Annotated in this window: 20 protein-coding genes; 7 read left to right on the top strand and 13 right to left on the bottom strand. The window is 36.9% G+C overall.

What is annotated here, in order from left to right:
- Positions 1-33 precede the first annotated feature (33 nt).
- Positions 34-1,341: a cytosine permease gene (locus QNH48_RS07095; RefSeq protein ID WP_283954340.1), complete on the top strand. Its 1,308-nt coding sequence runs from the start codon at positions 34-36 to the stop codon at positions 1,339-1,341.
- 43 nt (positions 1,342-1,384) lie between these two features.
- On the opposite strand, the gene QNH48_RS30520 is transcribed toward QNH48_RS07095, so the two are convergent.
- Entirely contained in the window at positions 1,385-1,732 is a 348-nt protein-coding gene (locus QNH48_RS30520) for a TIGR04104 family putative zinc finger protein (RefSeq protein ID WP_481858488.1), read from the bottom strand.
- Between the two features lie 179 nt (positions 1,733-1,911).
- Between QNH48_RS30520 and QNH48_RS07090 the strand changes: the two genes are divergently transcribed.
- Entirely contained in the window at positions 1,912-2,253 is a 342-nt protein-coding gene (locus QNH48_RS07090; protein WP_095248459.1) for a hypothetical protein, read from the top strand.
- A gap of 116 nt (positions 2,254-2,369) precedes the next feature.
- Here QNH48_RS07090 and arsC read toward each other — a convergent pair whose 3' ends face one another.
- The 5 genes from arsC to QNH48_RS07065 form a co-directional block, all read right to left on the bottom strand.
- A complete protein-coding gene (arsC, locus tag QNH48_RS07085; RefSeq protein ID WP_095248458.1) occupies positions 2,370-2,789 on the bottom strand; it encodes an arsenate reductase (thioredoxin) in 420 nt (139 codons plus the stop codon).
- A 27-nt stretch (positions 2,790-2,816) separates the two neighbouring features.
- Positions 2,817-4,112, bottom strand: coding sequence for an arsenic transporter (locus tag QNH48_RS07080; RefSeq protein ID WP_283954339.1), 1,296 nt, complete (start codon positions 4,110-4,112; stop codon positions 2,817-2,819).
- Between the two features lie 15 nt (positions 4,113-4,127).
- Positions 4,128-4,481: an ArsR/SmtB family transcription factor gene (locus QNH48_RS07075; RefSeq protein WP_283954338.1), complete on the bottom strand. Its 354-nt coding sequence runs from the start codon at positions 4,479-4,481 to the stop codon at positions 4,128-4,130.
- Between the two features lie 269 nt (positions 4,482-4,750).
- On the bottom strand, positions 4,751-6,163 hold the full coding sequence (locus tag QNH48_RS07070; protein WP_095248454.1) for a SpoVR family protein: 1,413 nt from the start codon (positions 6,161-6,163) through the stop codon (positions 4,751-4,753).
- A gap of 87 nt (positions 6,164-6,250) precedes the next feature.
- The gene (locus QNH48_RS07065) at positions 6,251-7,237 is read right to left on the bottom strand and encodes a M14 family zinc carboxypeptidase (protein ID WP_283954337.1); all 987 of its coding nucleotides are present in this window, start codon (positions 7,235-7,237) and stop codon (positions 6,251-6,253) included.
- A gap of 150 nt (positions 7,238-7,387) precedes the next feature.
- On the opposite strand from QNH48_RS07065, the gene QNH48_RS07060 reads away from it, so the two are divergent.
- A complete protein-coding gene (locus tag QNH48_RS07060) occupies positions 7,388-7,639 on the top strand; it encodes a YhdB family protein (RefSeq protein WP_133370670.1) in 252 nt (83 codons plus the stop codon).
- 106 nt (positions 7,640-7,745) lie between these two features.
- On the opposite strand, the gene QNH48_RS07055 is transcribed toward QNH48_RS07060, so the two are convergent.
- The 3 genes from QNH48_RS07055 to QNH48_RS07045 form a co-directional block, all read right to left on the bottom strand.
- Positions 7,746-8,468, bottom strand: coding sequence for an SDR family oxidoreductase (locus QNH48_RS07055; RefSeq protein WP_283954336.1), 723 nt, complete (start codon positions 8,466-8,468; stop codon positions 7,746-7,748).
- 46 nt (positions 8,469-8,514) lie between these two features.
- Entirely contained in the window at positions 8,515-10,257 is a 1,743-nt protein-coding gene (locus QNH48_RS07050) for a phospho-sugar mutase (protein ID WP_283954335.1), read from the bottom strand.
- Positions 10,258-10,401: 144 nt separating this feature from the next.
- Positions 10,402-10,788, bottom strand: a complete 387-nt coding sequence (locus tag QNH48_RS07045; RefSeq protein ID WP_283954334.1) for a YhcU family protein — start codon at positions 10,786-10,788, stop codon at positions 10,402-10,404.
- Positions 10,789-10,923: 135 nt separating this feature from the next.
- Here QNH48_RS07045 and QNH48_RS07040 point away from each other — a divergent pair, with 135 nt between their 5' ends.
- On the top strand, positions 10,924-11,841 hold the full coding sequence (locus QNH48_RS07040) for an RluA family pseudouridine synthase (RefSeq protein WP_283954333.1): 918 nt from the start codon (positions 10,924-10,926) through the stop codon (positions 11,839-11,841).
- Positions 11,842-11,883: 42 nt separating this feature from the next.
- Here QNH48_RS07040 and QNH48_RS07035 read toward each other — a convergent pair whose 3' ends face one another.
- Positions 11,884-12,141, bottom strand: a complete 258-nt coding sequence (locus QNH48_RS07035; protein ID WP_095248447.1) for a GlsB/YeaQ/YmgE family stress response membrane protein — start codon at positions 12,139-12,141, stop codon at positions 11,884-11,886.
- Positions 12,142-12,474: 333 nt separating this feature from the next.
- Between QNH48_RS07035 and QNH48_RS07030 the strand changes: the two genes are divergently transcribed.
- The 3 genes from QNH48_RS07030 to QNH48_RS07020 all read left to right on the top strand — a co-directional run bounded on the left by QNH48_RS07030 (position 12,475) and on the right by QNH48_RS07020 (position 14,781).
- Entirely contained in the window at positions 12,475-13,089 is a 615-nt protein-coding gene (locus QNH48_RS07030; protein WP_283954332.1) for a DUF47 domain-containing protein, read from the top strand.
- Positions 13,090-13,100: 11 nt separating this feature from the next.
- Positions 13,101-14,093 (top strand): inorganic phosphate transporter, encoded by a 993-nt coding sequence (locus QNH48_RS07025; protein WP_283954331.1) that lies wholly within the window; start codon positions 13,101-13,103, stop codon positions 14,091-14,093.
- Between the two features lie 133 nt (positions 14,094-14,226).
- The gene (locus QNH48_RS07020; RefSeq protein WP_179292592.1) at positions 14,227-14,781 is read left to right on the top strand and encodes a YitT family protein; all 555 of its coding nucleotides are present in this window, start codon (positions 14,227-14,229) and stop codon (positions 14,779-14,781) included.
- 40 nt (positions 14,782-14,821) lie between these two features.
- Here QNH48_RS07020 and proC read toward each other — a convergent pair whose 3' ends face one another.
- Genes proC through QNH48_RS07005 form a run of 3 tightly spaced genes read right to left on the bottom strand, consistent with a single transcriptional unit; the run spans position 14,822 to position 20,240 of the window.
- Entirely contained in the window at positions 14,822-15,625 is an 804-nt protein-coding gene (gene proC, locus QNH48_RS07015) for a pyrroline-5-carboxylate reductase (protein WP_283954330.1), read from the bottom strand.
- Entirely contained in the window at positions 15,622-18,831 is a 3,210-nt protein-coding gene (locus QNH48_RS07010) for a hypothetical protein (protein ID WP_283954329.1), read from the bottom strand. The genes proC and QNH48_RS07010 overlap by 4 nt, the downstream gene beginning before the upstream one ends.
- Positions 18,828-20,240 (bottom strand): glycosyltransferase family 2 protein, encoded by a 1,413-nt coding sequence (locus tag QNH48_RS07005; RefSeq protein WP_283954328.1) that lies wholly within the window; start codon positions 20,238-20,240, stop codon positions 18,828-18,830. The genes QNH48_RS07010 and QNH48_RS07005 overlap by 4 nt, the downstream gene beginning before the upstream one ends.
- Between the last annotated feature and the right edge of the window lie 2 nt (positions 20,241-20,242).

Raw genomic sequence — 20,242 nt, 5'->3', positions numbered from 1 at the left:
CTTAACCAACATCTATTTACTTGGAGGTTATATATGTCTACTAAAAATATCGATCAGAAGGTATTAGATCCGGAATTTGAAACGATTCCTGTACCAACAGAATACAGAAAACCGCTAGCTTCTGTAGCAGCTGTTTGGTTTGGTTTCCCGATGGTTTTGACAAGCGCTGTAATCGGTGGAGTCATCACAGCAATGCTTGGATTCAAAGTAGGGGTAACTGCAATACTAGCAGGAAACTTATTGCTATGCCTTATTGTGGGAGCATTAAGCTATTTGGCAGGAAAAACCGGAGAAAACTTTGCAATGACTGCACAACGGACTTTTGGACGATATGGATACATGGTCGTATCGGGATTACTTTCCACAGTCGTAGTAGGATGGTTTGCTCTTATGGTAGGTCTGACAGGTGACACAATGGCTCGTTCATTCGGTGCCCCAATGCTATTAATGACCTTAATTGGCGGGGTTCTTTATGTTGCTGCAACTTTTATTGGAATAAAAGCATTAACGATTTTAGGATGGATTGCGGCACCTTTGTATCTCATTCTCGGTATTGTTTCAATTATTATCTCGTTTAAAACTGGAAATACAGATATTTTTAATTATGAACCAACAACCAGTTCAGGTCTTCTATCCTTTGGGGCAGCAGTCACAATGGTATTTGCAACGTTTGCTGATTCTGGTACGATGACCGCCGACTTTACGCGTTGGTCGAAAAATGGGCGTGAAGGATTGTTAGCTGCAATTACAGCCTTCCCATTTGGAAAGTTCATCGCCGAATTAGTAGGTGCAATTATCGTTGCGACAGGTGTAATCCAAAGCCCTGCCACGAGTGGTGGCGACTTTATGCCAATTTTATCGGGACAAGGTCCTCTTCTCTCCTTCTTGGCTCTCATTTTTGTTTTTATTAATCTGGGTGTTGGATGTACACACTGCTTGTATAATGGTGCCGTCGGTTTCTCACATATGACAGGAAAAAGCATGAGATTTTTAACAATCGTACTAGGGATTGTTGGAATCATCGCAGCATTATCAGGTATCTGGAACGCTTTCCAGAGCTGGCTGGAACTTCTAGGTTTAATTGTACCGCCAATCGCTACAATCATTATAATAGATCAACTTATTCTAAGAAAAAATCAGTCTCTTGGTTCCGAGAGTTGGAAACCACTTCCATTCGTTGCATGGGGTATGGCCGCTTTAGTAGCTTTATTGGTTAACTTCTTTGCACCGCAACTTTCAGTGGTGATATTTGGTATAGGTTCCTCAGCTATCTTCTATTACGTTGGGTCCCTATTAACTAAACCTAAAATTTCTCAAAGTGATAAAAAGAATGTTATGTAAAGATAATACTTGCTGGGCGTAGAGAAAAAAGGAAAAAAGGTTATCATTTAACCTTTTTTCCTTTTTTAATTGAATTTCCATTCTTTTTATATCTTGCAAAATAAGGGAAGCTAACTAAAACGGATAAGAAGACAATAATAATTACCGCAATTCTTAAATTGAATGGAAGATTTGCTAGACTAAAAATGAATAACAATACTGCTATTGAAAAAGAAAATAATAACTTGCTCTTTATTGTAATTTGATGCTCCGCTCTACATTTCTTACATACGAGTGGTTTATAATTCCAACGGATAGTCTTTTGTATTTCTTTCCATGTAAATTGACTCTTACAAGTTTCACACCTTTGTATGCCCAATAAAAACACCTCTCTTTTAGGAAATCTTAGCATGAACTTTACCATTATTCCCCAAGAAAAATATACCAATAGAAAATTATGGTTCAGCTCTTAAACTAACAGAGTTAAATAATAAAAGAAAAGGTAAAGATATTTTTGTTAAAGGAGAATTGAAATGAAAGAAAAAGCAATACTATTTAGGATAAAGTATTTCCATTAAAAGAGGTGTTCTTTTGAAATTTCTTGTAATAGGCGCAATTGTAATTGGTGCTGCTGTTTTTTCCTTATTACCAATTCTATCTGCTTATTTTTTTCAACCCACTTTAAAAGACAGCATCCGATTTAATATATATTTTCTTCCGCTTTCTTTTTTGGGAAACATAGCACTAGCTTGGGGGTTCATTCAAGGGAGTAAAACATTTGGAAATACGGTAATGCTTGGCGGTATTCAAACTGGGGTAAATGCGATTCTGATAACAGTTTTATCAATATTAGTTTTACGTCAGAACATTTCAGTATATTCCATTATTGGCATTTTACTAATTGCTATCGGTGCTATCCTTTTAAATAAATAACATGAAAGACAAGAAATAATAAAAAGTAGACATGTAACATCCATTTCTTCTCTTGCAAAGAATCCTAATTTTTAAGTAGAGCCAAGAGTCTTATCTCTTGGCTCTTAATTTCTTTCTTACTCACCAGTTTCAGCAAAACGTTTAATACGATTTCCGATCTCATCACGAACACGTTGAAAGAATGCCCATTTTTCTTCGTCTGTTCCTTGAGCTTTAGCTGGATCATCAAACCCCCAGTGAACTCGTTTAACTTTTGGTGGTGTGATTGGACACTTATCTGCTGCGTCACCACAAAGTGTTACAACTAAATCAGCATTGTTCAAATACTCAGGATTGATAATATCAGAAGTATTAGTTGAAATATCAATTCCAGCATCTTTCATTGCCTTTACAGCATTTGGGTTCAATCCGTGTGCTTCAATTCCTGCACTTCGTACATCCCACTCATCACCTAAATGTTTTTTTGCCCATCCTTCTGCCATTTGGCTTCGACAAGAGTTACCTGTACATAAGAAATAAAGCTTTTTCTTTGTCATGATGAAATCTCCTTTTGTGATTAAAATTTAAATGATTAACAACCATATATAGAGACCAACCAATGTAATAAACAATGTTGGTATGGTTAAAACAATACCCGTTTTAAAATAGGTTCCCCAAGAAATCTTAACTCCTTTTTGCGATAAAACATGTAACCATAATAAAGTTGCTAGAGAACCGATAGGAGTAATTTTAGGACCTAAATCAGAGCCAATCACATTTGCATATATAAGTGCTTCTCTAATTACACCACTTGTATTGGTATCTGCAATTGCTAAAGCATCTATCATCACAGTTGGCATATTGTTCATAATGGAAGATAGAATAGCTGCAATAAAACCCATTCCGATTGTTGCTGCAAATAATCCTTGATCTGCTGTTACTTGAATCAGGTCGGCTAAGACATTGGTTAAACCCACGTTTCGTAAACCATAAACCACCACATACATTCCGATCGAGAAAAATACAATCGCCCATGGTGCTCCTTTAATGACCTTTTTTGTTTCGACAGCATGGCTTCTTCTCCCCATAAATAAGAAGAATATAGCTACTACACCTGCAATGATAGATACAGGAATATTTAGAAACTCACTAATAAAATAACCTGCTAATAAAATGGCGAGGACCACCCAAGACAAACGAAACATCCTTTGATCTTTAATAGCTTCCACAGGTTTCTTTAAATGACCTAAATCATATTTCTTAGGAATGTTTCTTCTGAAGTAGAGATATAAGACTAAAATACTTGCCACTAAAGAAAATAGATTTGGAACAAACATCCTTGAGGCAAACTCTGCAAACCCAATTCCAAAAAAGTCAGCAGAAACAATATTAACAAGATTACTTACTACTAATGGTAATGAAGTTGTATCGGCAATAAAACCACTTGCAATAATGAACGGAAATATCATTTTTTCTTCCAACTTTAAATTTCTTACCATGGCTAAGACGATTGGTGTAAGGATAAGTGCAGCCCCATCATTAGCGAAGAATGCTGCCACGAGAGCACCAAGAATGCTTACATAAACAAACATTTTAATTCCGTTGCCCTTAGCCGCTCTTGCCATGTGGAGTGCCGACCATTCGAAGAACCCAATTTCATCTAATATTAAAGAAATAATGATAATGGCAATAAATGAAAAGGTAGCATTCCAAACAATTTTGGTCACTTCAAGAACATCGTGGAAGTCAACCACTCCTACAATTAAAGCAAGAATGGCTCCCCCGCATGCTGACCAACCAATAGATAAATTTTTAGGTTGCCATATAACCAGAATAAGCGTAATTAAAAAAATCAATGATGCGAGTATCGTGGATACCAATGTTGAAACCTCCAATTATTCACATGAAATTCGTAAACCCTGCTCTTCTAATTCCTTTAACCTAAAATCTTGGTTTGGAAGGTGCAGTAATAAATCTTCAACCAATGGAAAATATTTACTCTCTTTATTCAAAGAGTAGATTATCCATTGCCCTCTTCTTGTTTCCCTCACCAGCCCAGCATCTTTCAACTTACGAACATGTTGACTAATGGCAGGCTGACTAGTTTTAAATATTTCTACAAATTCACAGACGCAAGCGTCATGATTATCCAGAAGTTTAATCATGGTTAATCGGGTTTTGTCCCCTAATAATTTTAAAACATTCGCAGCACTCTCTAATTCAACTGCTGTTTTATTGGATTCTGACATTTAGACCCTCCTAGCTATATAAGTAAATAATAATATCCTTATAAATTGATAAAAATAGTGCCTGACTTATTTTTTACAAGTATGTACATTTTATGTAATACCCTTATGATACAAACTTCACTTATCTATCTATATATAACCATTTGCTTATATAATAATTAACTTATAAATAAATTTCAACTATTGCTTTCATGCTTATTATCCCCTTTAGTTAAATCCAATGAGTGAACCATATGAAAAAAATAAGACAGCATAAGCTGCCTTATTTGTTACATATACTTCCTGTGAACGCCTTTCCCGTCATAAGAGAATAACATCCTACGCTCTTCAATCATGGTGTCAATATGGACGGGTCTTCCCCATAGCTGATGGATATATGGCAATACCTTTTCAAGGTATTTCACATCTAATTCCACGCCCTCATACCAATGCTTTAGATAGAGTTCACCGTTCTTCAAATAGTCGCCGTCATTGACGGTAATGTACGGGAACCCTCCATTTACACGCATATTTACCAACTGATCGCGAACATGCTCCCATTCCTTATCGACGATTTTATAGTCCCTTCCCTGCTTCTGGAAGAGATACATATCTTCCCTCATGACAAGATCCTTGTTTAAATAATTCCGCAAAAAGGATATATCTGATTCCACTTCACGAACCTCAAACATCTTTTCCCTGCCAGAGCCTGGAATAACTCCTCTTCTCATCATGTCTTCTGTTGGGTTATTATACCGTTCTTCAATGTCCTCAAATATCTTAATTCCTAGGTAATAAGGATTTATACCGGTCTTTGACGGCTGTACAACCCCCGCATTTAATTTTGCAAATTCAATTGCTTCCCCACTCGTTAAATCCATCTCACGGATGATTCGCTGGTGCCAATACGAAGCCCAGCCTTCATTCATGATTTTCGTTTCTAGCTGCGGCCAGAAATAAAGCATTTCCTCACGCATCATTGTTAAAATATCTCGCTGCCAATCCGTCAGTTCCCTGCTATAGCTTTCAATAAATAATAATAGGTCCTTTTCCGGTTTTGGCGGAAATTGTTTTTTCCTTGGCTGACTTGGCTGCTTATTAGCACTATCATCTAACTTCCATAAATCATCATAAGGGGTCGCTGCGATCTGCGGCGATTCTTCATCCCCTTCATCCTCTAGAGACCATGCCAGCTTTGGTCTCATTAATGAAGGATCAATATGTTCATCAATGGCCAGTACGGCATCCAGGAAGGTCTCCACTTCCTTTTTCCCAAATTGTATTTCATAGCGCCTGATTCTTTCAGCTGTGGCGGCCATGCTTTCAACCATATCCCGTTTGGTATTTTGGAAGCGGACATTATTCTTAAAGAAATCACAATGAGCCAATACGTGTGCAACAATTAATTTGTTTTGGATAAGTGAATTGGAATCTAATAAGAAGGCATAACAAGGATTTGAATTGATAACAAGTTCGTAAATTTTACTTAATCCTAAATCATAATGAAGCTTCATCTTATGAAATTGCTTCCCAAAGCTCCAGTGTGAAAATCTGGTAGGCATTCCATAGGCACCAAACGTGTAAATGATTTCAGCTGGGCAAATTTCATATCGCATAGGATAAAAATCCAAGCCAAAGCCCCGAGCAATTTCAGTGATCTCACTAATCGCGTATTCTAGAGCCTTGCGATCGTCCCCATTCATCGCCATTCCCCCTTTTCCTCTTACCACAATGTATGAAGAAAAACCGGGAATGATGAAACAAGATGTAAAAAACAGCAAGTCTCCTGCTTATTTTCGCTTTTTCAAGCTCTTTGCCTCTTCTGCCAGGGTAAGTCCTACATATTTATTTCTTTCCCACTCTGCTTTAAAGACCGATAAAGGCGGGGAAGTTTCTCCAACAAGTGGACTAACCTCAATCGTCATTGCCGGGCGGTGATAGTTCGTGATAAACCAATCCGTAAAACCGCCGCCCGTTGCTTGTTTAGGTGGTTTTGCTAATGGATAACCGGTCAATGTTGAAATTTTTTTTGCAATCCGTTTGTCACGTTTTAATTGCTTGCCATTTTTATAATTCCAAAAAATCTCTCTGCCTGCCGAATGATAAGCAACAGCAATTTCAGGATGAATGTCGCGAATGAATTTTGTTACTGCCTTTACTTCTTTTGCTGCCAAAGGCCTCTTTCCCTTATAAAATTGGAAAAAGGGAAATGGAGGCCCATCGGTGAGCTCCTTCCACCCTGCTGGATATTGTCTATTTAAATCAATCCCGATTCCATTCGCTTTCCAGCGCTCAAAGTTCTCTACACCATCATTCATGGACACTAGTTGTTTCATGTGTTTTTCAGGGAACAGATTGAGCTTATTTTGTTGGATGGTCACACCGTCTGGATTGAGCATTGGAATAAACCAGATGGAAACATCATTTAAAATATCTGTTGAAATTGACCCAAACTCTCTTTTTCTTTGGTACAAATCAGCATACACTTCAAGTTTCTTCATTAAAAGCATACTTGTTATCCATTCACGTCCATGATGGGCTCCAATTAAAACGATATTCTTCTTTCCTTTTCCAAGCCTAATCGCATAAATGTCTCTTCCAAAATGAGTTTCCCCTATTTTTTTTACTTTTACTACCGGGTATTGATGATTGAGCTTTTCTAGGTCATCCTTCATTTTCTCATATGTATAAGGACGATTTGTTTCAACAACTTTTGCCAGTGAGACATTTTCATGCTGGAATAATAAAACCATCAAAATACATAATAGCTTCTTCATACTGGCTCCTTTTCGTTACCATTTCGCTGCATGTTATACAGGTAAAAGTTGCAAACAGCGTTAGAACGGATTGTCCAACATTTTCTGTGAAAGTTATCGCCGAAATATCATAAAATAACTTCAACTCCTAGTAAGGAGGAGACAAAACAAATGAATAAAATGGATTATGATCGAGCTTTGTATTATACACATCGCTCTGAATGGGATAATTTGCTGATACTCATGGTACGAACAAAAGACCAATTTTTATCAAAGAGGATAGAGCAATTCCTGCATGCTTATCACTTTGAACGTGACTACTCTGTAATTGAAAAAAGCTTATATTCTTTACTTCGTTATATCGACCATGCTAACGAAACCGTTGAACCTGATAATGAGTTACCGATGTATAGTCTTTCCTGAAAAAACAAGTGGATACAATTTTTATTGAGAAATATATTAACAACCGGACCAAAGAATTCCACCAAAACCAAAAACGGCTTCCTCAAGGAGGAGCCGTTTTCTTATGTTAGGCGATAGGATATTGTTGAACAAGTGGATGAATGACAATTTCATCAATAAGCATATACTTAGGAGCTGAAGCCATATATACCACAGCGTTTGCTATATCTTCAACCTTAAGCCAATCTTGTTTTTCCGGTAAACCTTGTGTAGACTCAGCAAAATAGGTATCCACCATTCCTGGGTTAATAGTACCTACTCTGATTCCATATTCACGTACTTCTTGTGCTACCGAACCAGAAAAACCTTGTACAGCGTATTTTGAAGCTGTATAAGCTGAGCCGTTAGCTATCGTATATCTGGCTACGTCAGAAGCAATGGTAATAATCGTTCCTGATTTTCGCTTCTTCATATGCGGAAGGACAGCTTTTGTTGCCAGAAACACACCTTGTACGTTAACTTCAAACACCTTTTTCCATTCTTCGAGCGTTACTTCCTCTGTTAATTTAAAGAATCCCACACCTGCATTATTAACCAACATATCTATATGTCCATATTCCTCAATGGTTTTCGAAACTACTTGCTGTAGGTCTTCTTCTTTCGAAACATCGGCTTGAATAGGCAATACATGTGGAAACCCTTTTTTCTTCAGGTCATCAGCTGTTTCTGAAATTTGTGCTGAACTCCCGATTATTGCTAATTTCACTCCTTGCTCTGCAAGTTTAACAGCAATTTCCTTGCCAATTCCTCTGGACGCTCCAGTAACAATTGCGATTTGGTTTTTTAACATGCTTTTGTTCCTTTCATGTTGAGGTACTAAGATGCTTGATGAAAAATCAGTTTCCTGTTACCCTTTTGACTTTTTCGTCCACCAGATCCATAAAATTCTTTTCGATCTCGAGTAATTTACTTCTACTTTCTTCTAATCCATTGCTATTCACACCAAAATAGAATTTCACTTTTGGTTCTGTACCAGAAGGTCTCAAGCAAACCCAGGAACCGTCTGTGAAGGTATATTTTAATACATTGGATTTTGGTAAATCGATTTTCTCTTCCCCATTAGAGGTTTGCTTAAGGCCTGTTAGGTAATCTTCCGACATTGCTATTGTTAAGTCACCAAGTTGCTTTATTGGCTCAGAACGGAAGGAAGCTAAAATTTGCTGAATCTGTTCTGCACCTTCTTTTCCTTTTAACGTTAAAGATCTTAATCCTTCTTGATAGTAGCCATACTTTTCAAATACCTGCAGTAAACCTTCATAGAGTGACATGCCTTGTTTTTTATAGTAGGCACATACTTCTACAGACAAAATAGCTGCTTGGACAGCATCCTTATCCCGAGCAAAATCTCCGATTAAATAGCCATAGCTTTCTTCATAGCCAAATAAGAAAGTAAATTCTCCCGTTTCCTCGTATTCCTTTATTTTTTCAGCAATAAATTTAAAACCAGTTAGCACATCAAAGGTTGGTAATTGGTATTCTTGGGCAATCTTCCTGCCGATTTCTGAAGTCACAATTGTTTTTAACACCACACCATTTGAAGGAAGGGTCCCTTTGCTTTGCTTTTGTGAAAGAATGTAATCTAATAATAGGGCGCCTGTTTGGTTCCCTGTTAAAACAACATATTCTCCTTCATGGTTTCGTACAGCAATTCCTAAGCGGTCTGCATCTGGATCGGTTGCAATTAATAGATCTGCACCCACTTTTTTACCATCCCTGATGGCTAGTTCAAATGCTGCATGTTCCTCAGGATTTGGACTCTTCACTGTTGAAAATTCAGGATCAGGCAGTTCCTGTTCCGCAACGACCGTCACGTCGGTATAGCCCAGCGCCTTCAAGGCTTGACGAACTGGTTTATTAGCCGTACCATGCAGTGGTGTAAATACAATGTTGACATCTGTTTCTTTCGAAATGGAAGGATTCTCAGAAATAGTTTTCAGCATTTCAATATAGGCTTGGTCAATCTCATCACCAATAGTGTTAATTAATCCAAGTGATCTAAGGTTTTCCTCCGTATCTACTTCGATCAACAATTCATTTTCTATTTCGTCAACTTTCGTTATTACCTCGTCAGCTGCTGCAGGCGGCAGCTGTCCGCCGTCAGAACCATATACTTTATATCCATTGTACTCTGGCGGATTATGGCTTGCTGTAACGACAATTCCAGAAAATGCGTTTAGATATCTTAAAGCAAATGATAGTTCGGGAGTTGGTCTTAATTCATTAAATACGTAGGTTTTTATCCCTTTAGTGGCAAGTGTCCTTGCAGCCTCCATACAAAATTCAGGAGATTTATGTCGTGAATCGTAGGCAATCACCACTCCGCGTTGTTTTGCTTCACTACCTTGGCCATCTATGTATGCAGCTAATCCAGCAGAAGCTTTACGAACTGTATATAGATTCATCCGATTGGTTCCTACACCAATTTCGCCTCTCATCCCGCCGGTCCCAAACTCTAAATTTTTATAAAAAACTTCTTCAAGTTGTTTTTCATCTTTCTTGATTTCCTCAAGCTGCTGCCTTAGTTCCTCATTTAAATTTGAAAACTCCATCCACCTATTTGCATTTTCTTTCCAATCCATTATTATATCCTCCCTTTTTACCTATTTCATATTGTTTGATTTTCCCAATAAACTTACACCTTCTATTTATTTTATATTTTATCTCTGTAAGTTCAAGGATTATAAAAAAAAATGTCTGCAATTTGCAGACATTTTCCCTAGAACTTATACAAGCAGTTCATTTGCGGCTTTGATATAGACACTAAACACACTGTTTTTCATGTTTTTTGCTTCTACGAATTGTTCATACTCAAACGGAAAGAAAAGACCAAATTCTTGCAGGTTCGAAACATTTTTATTAAATAGAACTGCATATTGCTCATCAAGAGTAGGAGACTCAAGTATGGAAATCACGGTTTGCATACTTGCCATTACTTGAAAAGCGTCCTTTAATGTATTAAAGTCATCTGGAGTATGCAATACTTTTAAATGTTCAAACTCACTAATTTCCCTATCCGTAAAATAGAGTGGAAAAACAGTTGAATAGATGTACCTCACAAGTCCACAAATTTCTTCTTCCTGACCTGGTGTCGAGGCAAAAACAATTTTCACTTGTAACCCACCTTTGCGATAACTATAATCTATCGTAATATATATACATAAGGATAGCATAAATAAGAATGAAATTCGGTGGTAATTATAACCACGCCACTACTTTAGAGAAATCTCATGATATAAGGAGTTCAAATGCTAAAAACGACACGAAAAGGGAATTGGATGGAAATTAATACACCCAAAAGCTGGGAAGGAAAAACCATAGAAGAAATTTTTCGAAAAGAATGGGAGGTCTCAAAGAAACTTACTCATTTATTCCGAATGGAACACAAAGTATTTGTTAATGGAAATAAAGCTTCGTGGACATCTCCTCTTAAATTAGGAGATAAGGTGCTAATTAAGTTATTTGAAGATGAGGACAGAATGGACCTTCCTTCTTTCTTTTATGATATACAGGTTCTATTTGAGGACGACCATGTAATCGTTTTTAATAAACCTGCTTTTATGAACACACATCCTAACGACGAAACCGATAAAAGTACACTTTTACAAGCAGCACAATTTTATCTGCATTCAAAAGGTGAAAAAGTTGAGATTCGGCATGTCCATCGTTTAGACAGGGATACCACAGGCGCTATCCTCTTTGCTAAACACGCATTAGCAGGTGCGATTTTGGACAGAATGCTCGAAAAACATGAATTGAAGAGAACTTATCTTGCTATTGTTCAAGGACCTTTGAAAAAGAAAAAAGGGATTATAAATGAGCCAATTGGACGTGACCGTCATCATGCAACAAGAAGAAGAGTTTCTTCAACTGGTCAAGAGGCAATTACGCATTATCAACTTATTAAAGAGGAAAACAGTTATACCTATGTAAAATGTTGGCTAGAAACAGGGAGAACCCATCAAATACGTGTGCATTTCAGCCATATTGGTCACCCATTACTGGGCGATATTTTATATGGAGGAAAGCCGAAATTCAGTCGACAGGCACTACACGCGGCAAAATTAGAATTTACTCACCCTATTACTGGAGAAGAAATCATTTGTTATGCCCCATTTATAGATAACCCACCTATCTTCGAGAGTGTAGACATTAATAAGCTATAATTCAAATTAAGAGGCCGCCCATCTGGGCGGCCTCTCTTTCAATTATCTGTCAGTTTTTCTAAATGCCCTCATTATCAGTGATAACAGGAAGACAAGTGCAACTGATCCGATAATGGCAGGGATAATCGCAAAATCGGCAACATTTGGTCCCCAATCTCCTAATAATAAAGTACCGAGCCAAGCACCAATAAACCCTGCAATTATATTACCTATAATACCACCTGGAACATCTCTACCAACAATAAGACCAGCTAACCAGCCAATCACTCCACCGACGATTAATGCCCAAATGAAACTCATTAGAACACTCCTTTTTTAATCATTCTTTTAAAGAATCACATTTACTTAACAAGCAGTATTAATTTTTTTTAACACTGTCTTGTACCATTAAAGTACCCTTTTTATAGATTTACATACAAAGGAAATTTACTCAGTTCAATAAATACATAATAAAATTTGTACAGGAAACATTAAAAAAATGAATAAAGGTAATCCCCTAAGACTTTTTCAGAATATTCTTTTGTTAAGTTTTTGTAAATTAGGTTAACTTTTTATTTATTTTTGGTTTTTTTTCTGTAAAATGTTGAACGTTAGTGTAAAAACTTTTTACATAATTTTTAGGAGGAAAAGAAAATGGCAAAAAAAGTTGATAAATTTTCTGCTTTATTAAGTAATATTTCTTCAAACTTAAAGGAAGGTGCAAATTACTTTGCTGATTATAAATTAAAAAATATAAGTGATTTGAAAATTTTCTCAGAGAAGATGAAAGAGATTGAAACGAAGGGTGATACCTTTGTTCATGAAGTCATTAAGCAGCTAAATGATGCATTTATCACGCCTATTGAACGTGAAGATATTCTCCATCTAGCAAACAGTATGGATGACGTACTGGACGGCCTAGAAGCAACTGCTGCATTATTTGAAATGTATTCAATCACACAGGCAGATGATTTTATGCTTCAATTTGTGGCTGCCTTAAAAGCAAGTGTTCACGAAATTGATCAAGCAATGGAATTGCTGGCGAATAAGAAACTTCCTCAAATGCGAGAACATGCTATCAAAATAAAAGATTATGAATCAAAATGCGATAATATCCTTCGTCAATCCATTAAGCATTTATTTACAGTCGAGAAGGATCCAATAAAAATTATTCAATACAAAGAAATATACGAAAATCTTGAGGATATTGCTGACAGCTGTCAATCTGTTGCAAATACACTTGAAACCATTATTATGAAAAATGCATAAGGAGCAAACAAATGGAAATTTTAATTATTTTAGTTGTCATTGGTGCCCTTGCATTTGACTTTATTAATGGGTTTCATGATACGGCGAACTCGATTGCAACATCTGTTTCTACAAAGGCTTTAAGACCACGGCATGCCATTCTGTTAGCCGCAATCATGAATTTTGTAGGGGCGATGACGTTTACGGGTGTAGCTAAATCCATTTCTAAGGATATTGTCGACCCTTTTACGCTTGAGAACGGATCGGTGGTTATTCTGGCAGCACTATTATCAGCCATTTTTTGGAACTTATTAACATGGTATTATGGAATTCCGAGTAGTTCATCACATGCAATTATCGGATCCATTGCAGGCGCCGCACTTGCATCAGCTGGTTTTGGTGCCCTTAACTACGGTGGATTCTTGAAAATCCTCCAAGCCCTAATACTTTCACCAATATTAGCGTTTGGGGTCGGTTATATTGTGTACAGTATTTTTAAAGTGGTGTTTAAGAATGCAAATCTAGCGAAGACGAATCGAAATTTTCGTTATATGCAAATAGCCACTGCGGCCCTACAGTCTTATTCACATGGAACGAATGACGCCCAAAAAGCAATGGGGATTATCACGATGGCTTTAATTGCAAATGGCTACCTTGGCAGTAATGCTGAAGTTCCATTTTGGGTACAGTTCTCCTGTGCGCTGGCAATGGGATTAGGTACATCTGTCGGAGGATGGAAGATTATTAAAACCGTTGGCGGCAAGATCATGAAAATCAGACCCATTAACGGTGTAGCAGCCGATTTGACTGGTGCAGCTGTTATCTTTGGTGCTACTTTCATGCATGTACCAGTTAGTACGACACACGTCATTTCTTCTGGTATTTTAGGGGTTGGTGCTTCACACCGACTTAAAGGAGTAAAATGGGATACAGCACAACGTATGCTGATAACATGGGTAATAACCCTTCCTATCTCTGCAGGAATCGCTGCAATTTGTTATTTCATTTTAAACCTTTTCTTTTAAAAAAATACGATTAAAGAGGATGGTTTTTCCATCCTCTTTTTTATTTGCAACACTTCTAAATCTAAATCATTTTCATACTTTTTATGTAGGGACAAGTTTGGAGTGATTTTTATTGAAACAAAAAATTATTGCTATGCTGATAGGCAGTTTATTATTAAGCCTTGGTGTTAATGGATTTCTCGTACCCTATCATTTGCTTGATGGCGGAGTGATTGGGTTAGGGTTAATCATTCACTATTTTTATGGTTGGCCAACTGGCCTTAGTATGATTGTTTTAAGTCTCCCTCTCTATATCTTGGCATGGTTCTTTGAAAGACGTTATTTCTACTACAGCCTGCATGGACTTATCATTTCTTCTTTTTGTATTGACTTACTATCCTTTATGAATGGGAAAATTCAGCTTGGCATTTTTCCAAGTACGATACTTGGGGGAATTCTGGTCGGAGTTGGGATTGGTCTAATGCTCCGCTATGAAACAAGTACGGGTGGAACAGATTTACTAGCCCAAATTCTCACCAAATTTACTTCTGTTAATATAGGGATTATCATTTTCTTCATTGATGGTCTCGTCATTACTAGCGGTATTCAAGTAGTGGGTTTAGAAAAATTCTTCTACTCTTTATTAACCATTATTTTTGTTGGCTTGATGACCTCAATAACAGTCATTAGAAAACCAGAAGCAAATTGAAAGAACCTACATATTGCAGGTTCTTTTTCATGTAAACGTATTAACCTAGTGATTTCACCTTTTTTGTACAGCTTTCCATTGCTGCAAGGACTGACCCGCGAAACTGTTTTTTCTCCAGTGTAGATACTGCTTCGATCGTTGCCCCCCCAGGAGTACAAACATTATCCTTAAGTACTCCGGGGTGACTGCCTGTTTCTAGTACCATCTTAGCAGCACCAAGGACTGCCTGCGCAGCCAAACGATAGGCTTTATCTCTTGGAATTCCCTGAAGAACACCTCCATCTGCCAGTGCTTCAATGAACATATACACATATGCAGGTGATGATCCGCTTATTGCCGGTATGGCATCCATTAATTTTTCATCCATTCTTTCGGTTTTACTAAAAGTATGAAAAATCCTCTCTACCTCCAGGATTTCATTTTCGCTAATGCTATCATTAGGACAAATAGCACTCATACCTTCCCCTACTAACGAAGGGGTATTGGGCATTGTCCGAACAGTCTTGATTTTAAAACCAAAATCCCTTTCAATATCAGCTAATGCAACACCTGCAGCAATCGTTATTATGATCACATCTTGACTAATCACACTCTTTATTTCTTCAATGATTTTTGTATGTAAGTCAGGTTTTATTGCAAGAAAAAGGATATCTGAAAACATGGCAACTTCCTTATTATTATTGGTGACTGCTATTCGATAGGTTGTTTGAATTTTATTAATTGTTGTATCTGAAATAGCACTAGCGATAATGTCTTCTTTTGCTACTTGATTTGTTTTGAGGATCCCTTCAATCATTGCTTGAGCCATTTTTCCTGCACCAATGAATCCAATCTTCTTATTCACTTACTCACCCTCGCCTCTCCATAAGTCTGTTGAATAATTTTATACGATTTTTTCAAACGTTCGTAATAGGTTGGCTGTTCCCATTCATCCCATGTATATAATAGTCCTGGTATCGTCTGCTGAATTTCCCCTTTAAATGTTGTTGCTAATGCTACTCGGATTCCTTCAATCCTTTCACTCTTAGTTAATCCAGATTTCCATATGTCACCCATCACCTCTTTTAAGCTAGGGTCTTTAACGTTAATGAGCTGCCATGGTATCCTCATTTCAATTATTTTTTTATCCCTACTCATACTAACATCCGTTAACGAATTAAACTCCTTATGTTCAGGGTTAGCATTACCAAACTTAAGGATACCTGTTTCATACCCTTCAAAAGGAACACGAGTATTGGTTGAGGGGATAATCAATTCTTTATTAAGAGCTAACCGAATGGGATGGAAAACTCCATTATTTTTTTGATTAACATAAGATTCTCTACTTATCATGTTTAGCAAATGAGCATATTGGTAGTAGTAAGTATCATAATAACTATCTACCATAATCCTTGAATGATCTTTTCCTGATAAATCGATTAAAAAGTCAACCCCAAGATCTGATAGTAATACAGCATCTTTCGATAATTGAATATGATTTTGACCTTGGTCCCCGATAGAATCAAGGAGTAAATAGATTGATTGGGCAGCAAAGTCTACAGGCTGTCCTAATGAAAGTAGGAAGTATAAATATCCACTATCAGAGGAGATCCTAACTTCCTTTATTGCCTCATTTTTATCTTCAGTCTGATAAATGGTTTTACTGTTTTTTTCTTTCCAATCCTCGCTTTCACCATCTATCAATATGGCTGTGTCTTTATTTCCCGGTTCAAATGAAAGCAATCCAAAGTGCTGCTCGTTTGTCTGCTGATTATTCCAATATGGTCGCCGATCTGGATTATCGAAGTCCATAGTATTCCATGTTCGTTTAAACCACTCATCCTGCCAAGTGAAAATTAATCCTCCGGCATAGCCTTCTGAAACAATCGACTGAAATAATCGTTTGTCAATTAGGCCCTGTTCTTCCTCAGAATGAAATCCTTGATTCATTCCGAAGACATTTTTATGAGTTAACCCCCTAGAGGATGGAACGCCAAATTCAGCCACTAGCACTGGCATTTTATGAGCAGTTATTAATTCATTTAAATACCCAGCATAATTATTCCTTTTGCCTTCATGATCGACATATTCTAGATATTTCCTCTCATAATTAAGAAAATCAGGATAGTATGGGTAGATATGATAGGAAGCGAATATGCCTGCATTAAAGCTATCACCAGCCATAATATGATTTGGGTTAACTGATACCATATCCTCTTTTTCTGATGGCTCTGAGGGGTGTTTCAATAAGTCTGTTGTTACCCAATTAGTAAAACTCGTGGAATGCTGCCATTTATATTGGGTTGTTTCATAGTCAGCAGCATATTCCATTAATTTTGCCAGCCAAAATTCAAAGGCACTAGCGCCTATTGTTCTAAAATATTTCCCTTCAAACTCTCCAATATCTTTATGCTTAAGATTAGTCTCTGATACTAAATAAGGGTCCCACTCTGTGCCCACTATAATCCCCAGCACATATTTCGATATATCGTATTTGTAAACCCCTGAGGCGTGCCCTGGACGTTCAGGAATATCAGCTTTTCCATGAATAATATCAATCATATTTTTTATTTCAGTCTTTGCATCCTCCTCATTTTCAGGTGCGAATGCATCTGGATTGTGAAGGAGCTTTTCCTCATTAACCCAGGAACCATGAAAAAGGAATAATGGTTTTTCGGCAATCTGATTGTACTCGTAGAAAGCTTCATAAAACTGTGGTGGATGGAGCGTATAGATTCGAATCGCGTTGGCGTTCATTTCACCAATTTCCTTAAACCAACGGGAATATTCCTCTTTACTAATAGCTGTTTCTCCAGGAAAATACCCTGGTTTGGCGATTCCCATATTGACTCCTTTTATTAAGAAGTCGTTCCACTTACCATTCTTTTGAACTTGTATATATGTTTCACCTGTGGTGCTATTTGTATTAATTCCATTCCTTTTGACAACTTCCACTTGTTCTTGCTTTATTGTTTGCTTAAGATCACTAGCTAATAAAACTTTCATCATAGGAACATAAACTTCCCAATAGAAGGAACCTTGTGTTCCAAAATGTTTTTTCCAAACATCCAGCCCTTTTGTTTGATAAATGGCAGGTACTTCTGCTTCATCTGCATAATCTCCTGCAAAATAATAAGAATTGTATTTTGCATTTTGATGATGGATAATTGCCGGAAAATTAGTTGGTATCCCTAGACCTTTTAACTCTTCTTTCTTACTATCTGTAATAGGTAGGTTATATTCCGCTAAGATCTCATCATTGCTTCTAGCAACATTGATATCGAACCAATACTGATACTTCCCTTGGAGTTCTCGTTTAAAATAGCTCTCGCCTTTTTTAGTTAGATTAAATAGAGCGCCATTCTTCTTAACATTTTCTTGGTCCACTACAACAATTTCATTATTTTTATTAACAAAAACAAAACCTTTTCCCTTAAAATTCCACTTTTTATTATTTACTTCGTATTGCTCTCTCACCCATATAGGAACTTCGCTATTGTTGAGGTCTGGAAAATACCTGCCAATCCAACCTGTCCACTCAAGATTTAATAGGTTCGCTAGTTTATCCCGGACGATATCTGGAGTTGGACTTGCAAATGTATTAAATTCTGCAATTAATGTCTTCCCTTTATCCCCGAGTAATGCTTGTTCTATTCGATCTATATCCGATGATTCTAAGCCTCCATAAATGATGGAAGATTTCTCACCTGTTTCGTTTTCCCCTACGAAATCTTCTTCGTACACTCCATACTGATCGGTTAAATAATAGACATCATATGTTCTTAAATTATTAGGTAATGATGTGATGGAATATTTTTGTCCATTTTTTGGAACAAATCCTTTATAATCCTTATTTATTTCATAAGGCTTTTTATTTTCCTTTACATATTTTGCATTATTTAATATCCAAACGAGTCCTTTGTGTTCCCTATAGGTCTGATCTGGAACTGTTTTATCAAAGATTAGTACATTTAATTCTTTAGAGGGTAGTAATGTCCAAATCCAAAATGGGCTTAATAAGACAATGATAAATAGTATGGCGTACACAATTAGTGTCCTTTGTTTTTTCATTTTGAAACACCTTTTCTTTTCATTTCTCCCCAACTCGTATCCCCTATTAGCATCTGCCATATTCCCTCACATCTCCAAAAGACAGTCATGGGCCGATACCAGATCGTTTCCGTTAATGAGAATAAAAAGAGCTTTACAATATCTAATACTTTGGGGTATTTTGTTAAACTCCACTCTTCTAATAAAACGGCTGTCATTGAAAAAAGTGAGCCATATAGACAGGATAGTAGAAATAATAATATAGCAAATTCAATATAAACCCCGCCTAAAAAAAGGCAAAGAATCATAAACAAGTAACCTAAAAGCTCAATTATTGGTCCCAAAAACTCAACAATCCAAAAATATGGAAATGATATCATTCCAATGGAACCGTATTTGGGGTTAAATGTTAATCCACGATGTGTCCATAAGCTTTCAAAGAGGCCTCTATGCCAGCGCCGCCTTTGTCTTCTTAAGATCGTCATATCTTCGGGTACTTCTGTCCAACAAACCGGGTCAGGAACATAAACAATCTTTTTATTTACCCTCCTTTCTTTCAATAGACGATGAATTCTCACAACTAACTCCATGTCTTCTCCAACCGTATCTGTCTTATATCCTCCCGCCTCGAGCGTCCAATGTTTAGAAAAAACGCCAAATGCACCGGATATAATCAAAAGAAGATTATGTCTGCTTAAACCGATTCTTCCCATTAAAAAGGCACGTAGATATTCAATAATCTGCATGACGACGATAGGATTATTAGAAAGACCAATTTTCAAAATATGTCCGTTCTTTATTTCACAGCCATTCGCAATTCGCACACTGCCGCCAGAAGCTATCACCTCTTCATTGGAATCAATAATCGGTTTCATAACCTTTAAAAATGCATCTGGCTCTAATACCGAGTCACCATCTAGAGAGCAAAAGTAGGGATAATGTGAAAAATTAAGACCTACATTCAAAGCATCCGCTTTCCCGCCATTCTCTTTATCAATTAAGAATAGGTTGGAAAGTAAGGAAGATTGGTAAATAGTCTTAATCGGCTTTGTATGAACTTGTTTACGTACCACTCTACTTATTTCTTTCATATTATAATGATCAATCATCTTTTTTAAGGTATTATCTGTGGACCCGTCATTGACCACGATGATTTCATAAGTTGGATAGTTCACGCTCAATAGAGAACGTACACTTTGTATGATTCCTGCCTCCTCGTTATAAGCAGGAACAATAATCGAGACAGGTCTAGTATTAAATTCATCCATGTAATCCTCAAAAGCCTGTATTCTGTCTAATTGGTAATCCTTTCGAAGTTGATATGTTGAAATAATTAATATAACCGAATAGAAAATAATAACAATGACCATATATAATGCTATAAACCAACCAAAAAATGAAACAATATCCAGCCATTGAACATTTAACATCT

Origin of the sequence: Neobacillus sp. YX16 (assembly GCF_030123505.1) — a bacterium.
Lineage (GTDB): Bacteria > Bacillota > Bacilli > Bacillales > Cytobacillaceae > Neobacillus.
Note: the sequence above shows the minus strand (reverse complement) of the source record. Positions and strands in the feature narration are given on the sequence as shown.

What these genes read in the sequence shown, in the direction of transcription:
- QNH48_RS07095 (WP_283954340.1), top strand. Translation starts at nt 34, where the DNA reads ATGTCTACTAAAAATATCGATCAGAAGGTATTAGATCCGGAATTTGAA.
- QNH48_RS30520 (WP_481858488.1), bottom strand. Translation starts at nt 1,732, where the DNA reads ATGCTAAGATTTCCTAAAAGAGAGGTGTTTTTATTGGGCATACAAAGG.
- arsC (WP_095248458.1), bottom strand. Translation starts at nt 2,789, where the DNA reads ATGACAAAGAAAAAGCTTTATTTCTTATGTACAGGTAACTCTTGTCGA.
- QNH48_RS07075 (WP_283954338.1), bottom strand. Translation starts at nt 4,481, where the DNA reads ATGTCAGAATCCAATAAAACAGCAGTTGAATTAGAGAGTGCTGCGAAT.
- QNH48_RS07070 (WP_095248454.1), bottom strand. Translation starts at nt 6,163, where the DNA reads ATGAATGGGGACGATCGCAAGGCTCTAGAATACGCGATTAGTGAGATC.
- QNH48_RS07065 (WP_283954337.1), bottom strand. Translation starts at nt 7,237, where the DNA reads ATGAAGAAGCTATTATGTATTTTGATGGTTTTATTATTCCAGCATGAA.
- QNH48_RS07060 (WP_133370670.1), top strand. Translation starts at nt 7,388, where the DNA reads ATGAATAAAATGGATTATGATCGAGCTTTGTATTATACACATCGCTCT.
- QNH48_RS07055 (WP_283954336.1), bottom strand. Translation starts at nt 8,468, where the DNA reads ATGTTAAAAAACCAAATCGCAATTGTTACTGGAGCGTCCAGAGGAATT.
- QNH48_RS07050 (WP_283954335.1), bottom strand. Translation starts at nt 10,257, where the DNA reads ATGGATTGGAAAGAAAATGCAAATAGGTGGATGGAGTTTTCAAATTTA.
- QNH48_RS07040 (WP_283954333.1), top strand. Translation starts at nt 10,924, where the DNA reads ATGCTAAAAACGACACGAAAAGGGAATTGGATGGAAATTAATACACCC.
- QNH48_RS07035 (WP_095248447.1), bottom strand. Translation starts at nt 12,141, where the DNA reads ATGAGTTTCATTTGGGCATTAATCGTCGGTGGAGTGATTGGCTGGTTA.
- QNH48_RS07030 (WP_283954332.1), top strand. Translation starts at nt 12,475, where the DNA reads ATGGCAAAAAAAGTTGATAAATTTTCTGCTTTATTAAGTAATATTTCT.
- QNH48_RS07025 (WP_283954331.1), top strand. Translation starts at nt 13,101, where the DNA reads ATGGAAATTTTAATTATTTTAGTTGTCATTGGTGCCCTTGCATTTGAC.
- QNH48_RS07020 (WP_179292592.1), top strand. Translation starts at nt 14,227, where the DNA reads ATGCTGATAGGCAGTTTATTATTAAGCCTTGGTGTTAATGGATTTCTC.
- QNH48_RS07010 (WP_283954329.1), bottom strand. Translation starts at nt 18,831, where the DNA reads ATGAAAAAACAAAGGACACTAATTGTGTACGCCATACTATTTATCATT.
- QNH48_RS07005 (WP_283954328.1), bottom strand. Translation starts at nt 20,240, where the DNA reads ATGTTAAATGTTCAATGGCTGGATATTGTTTCATTTTTTGGTTGGTTT.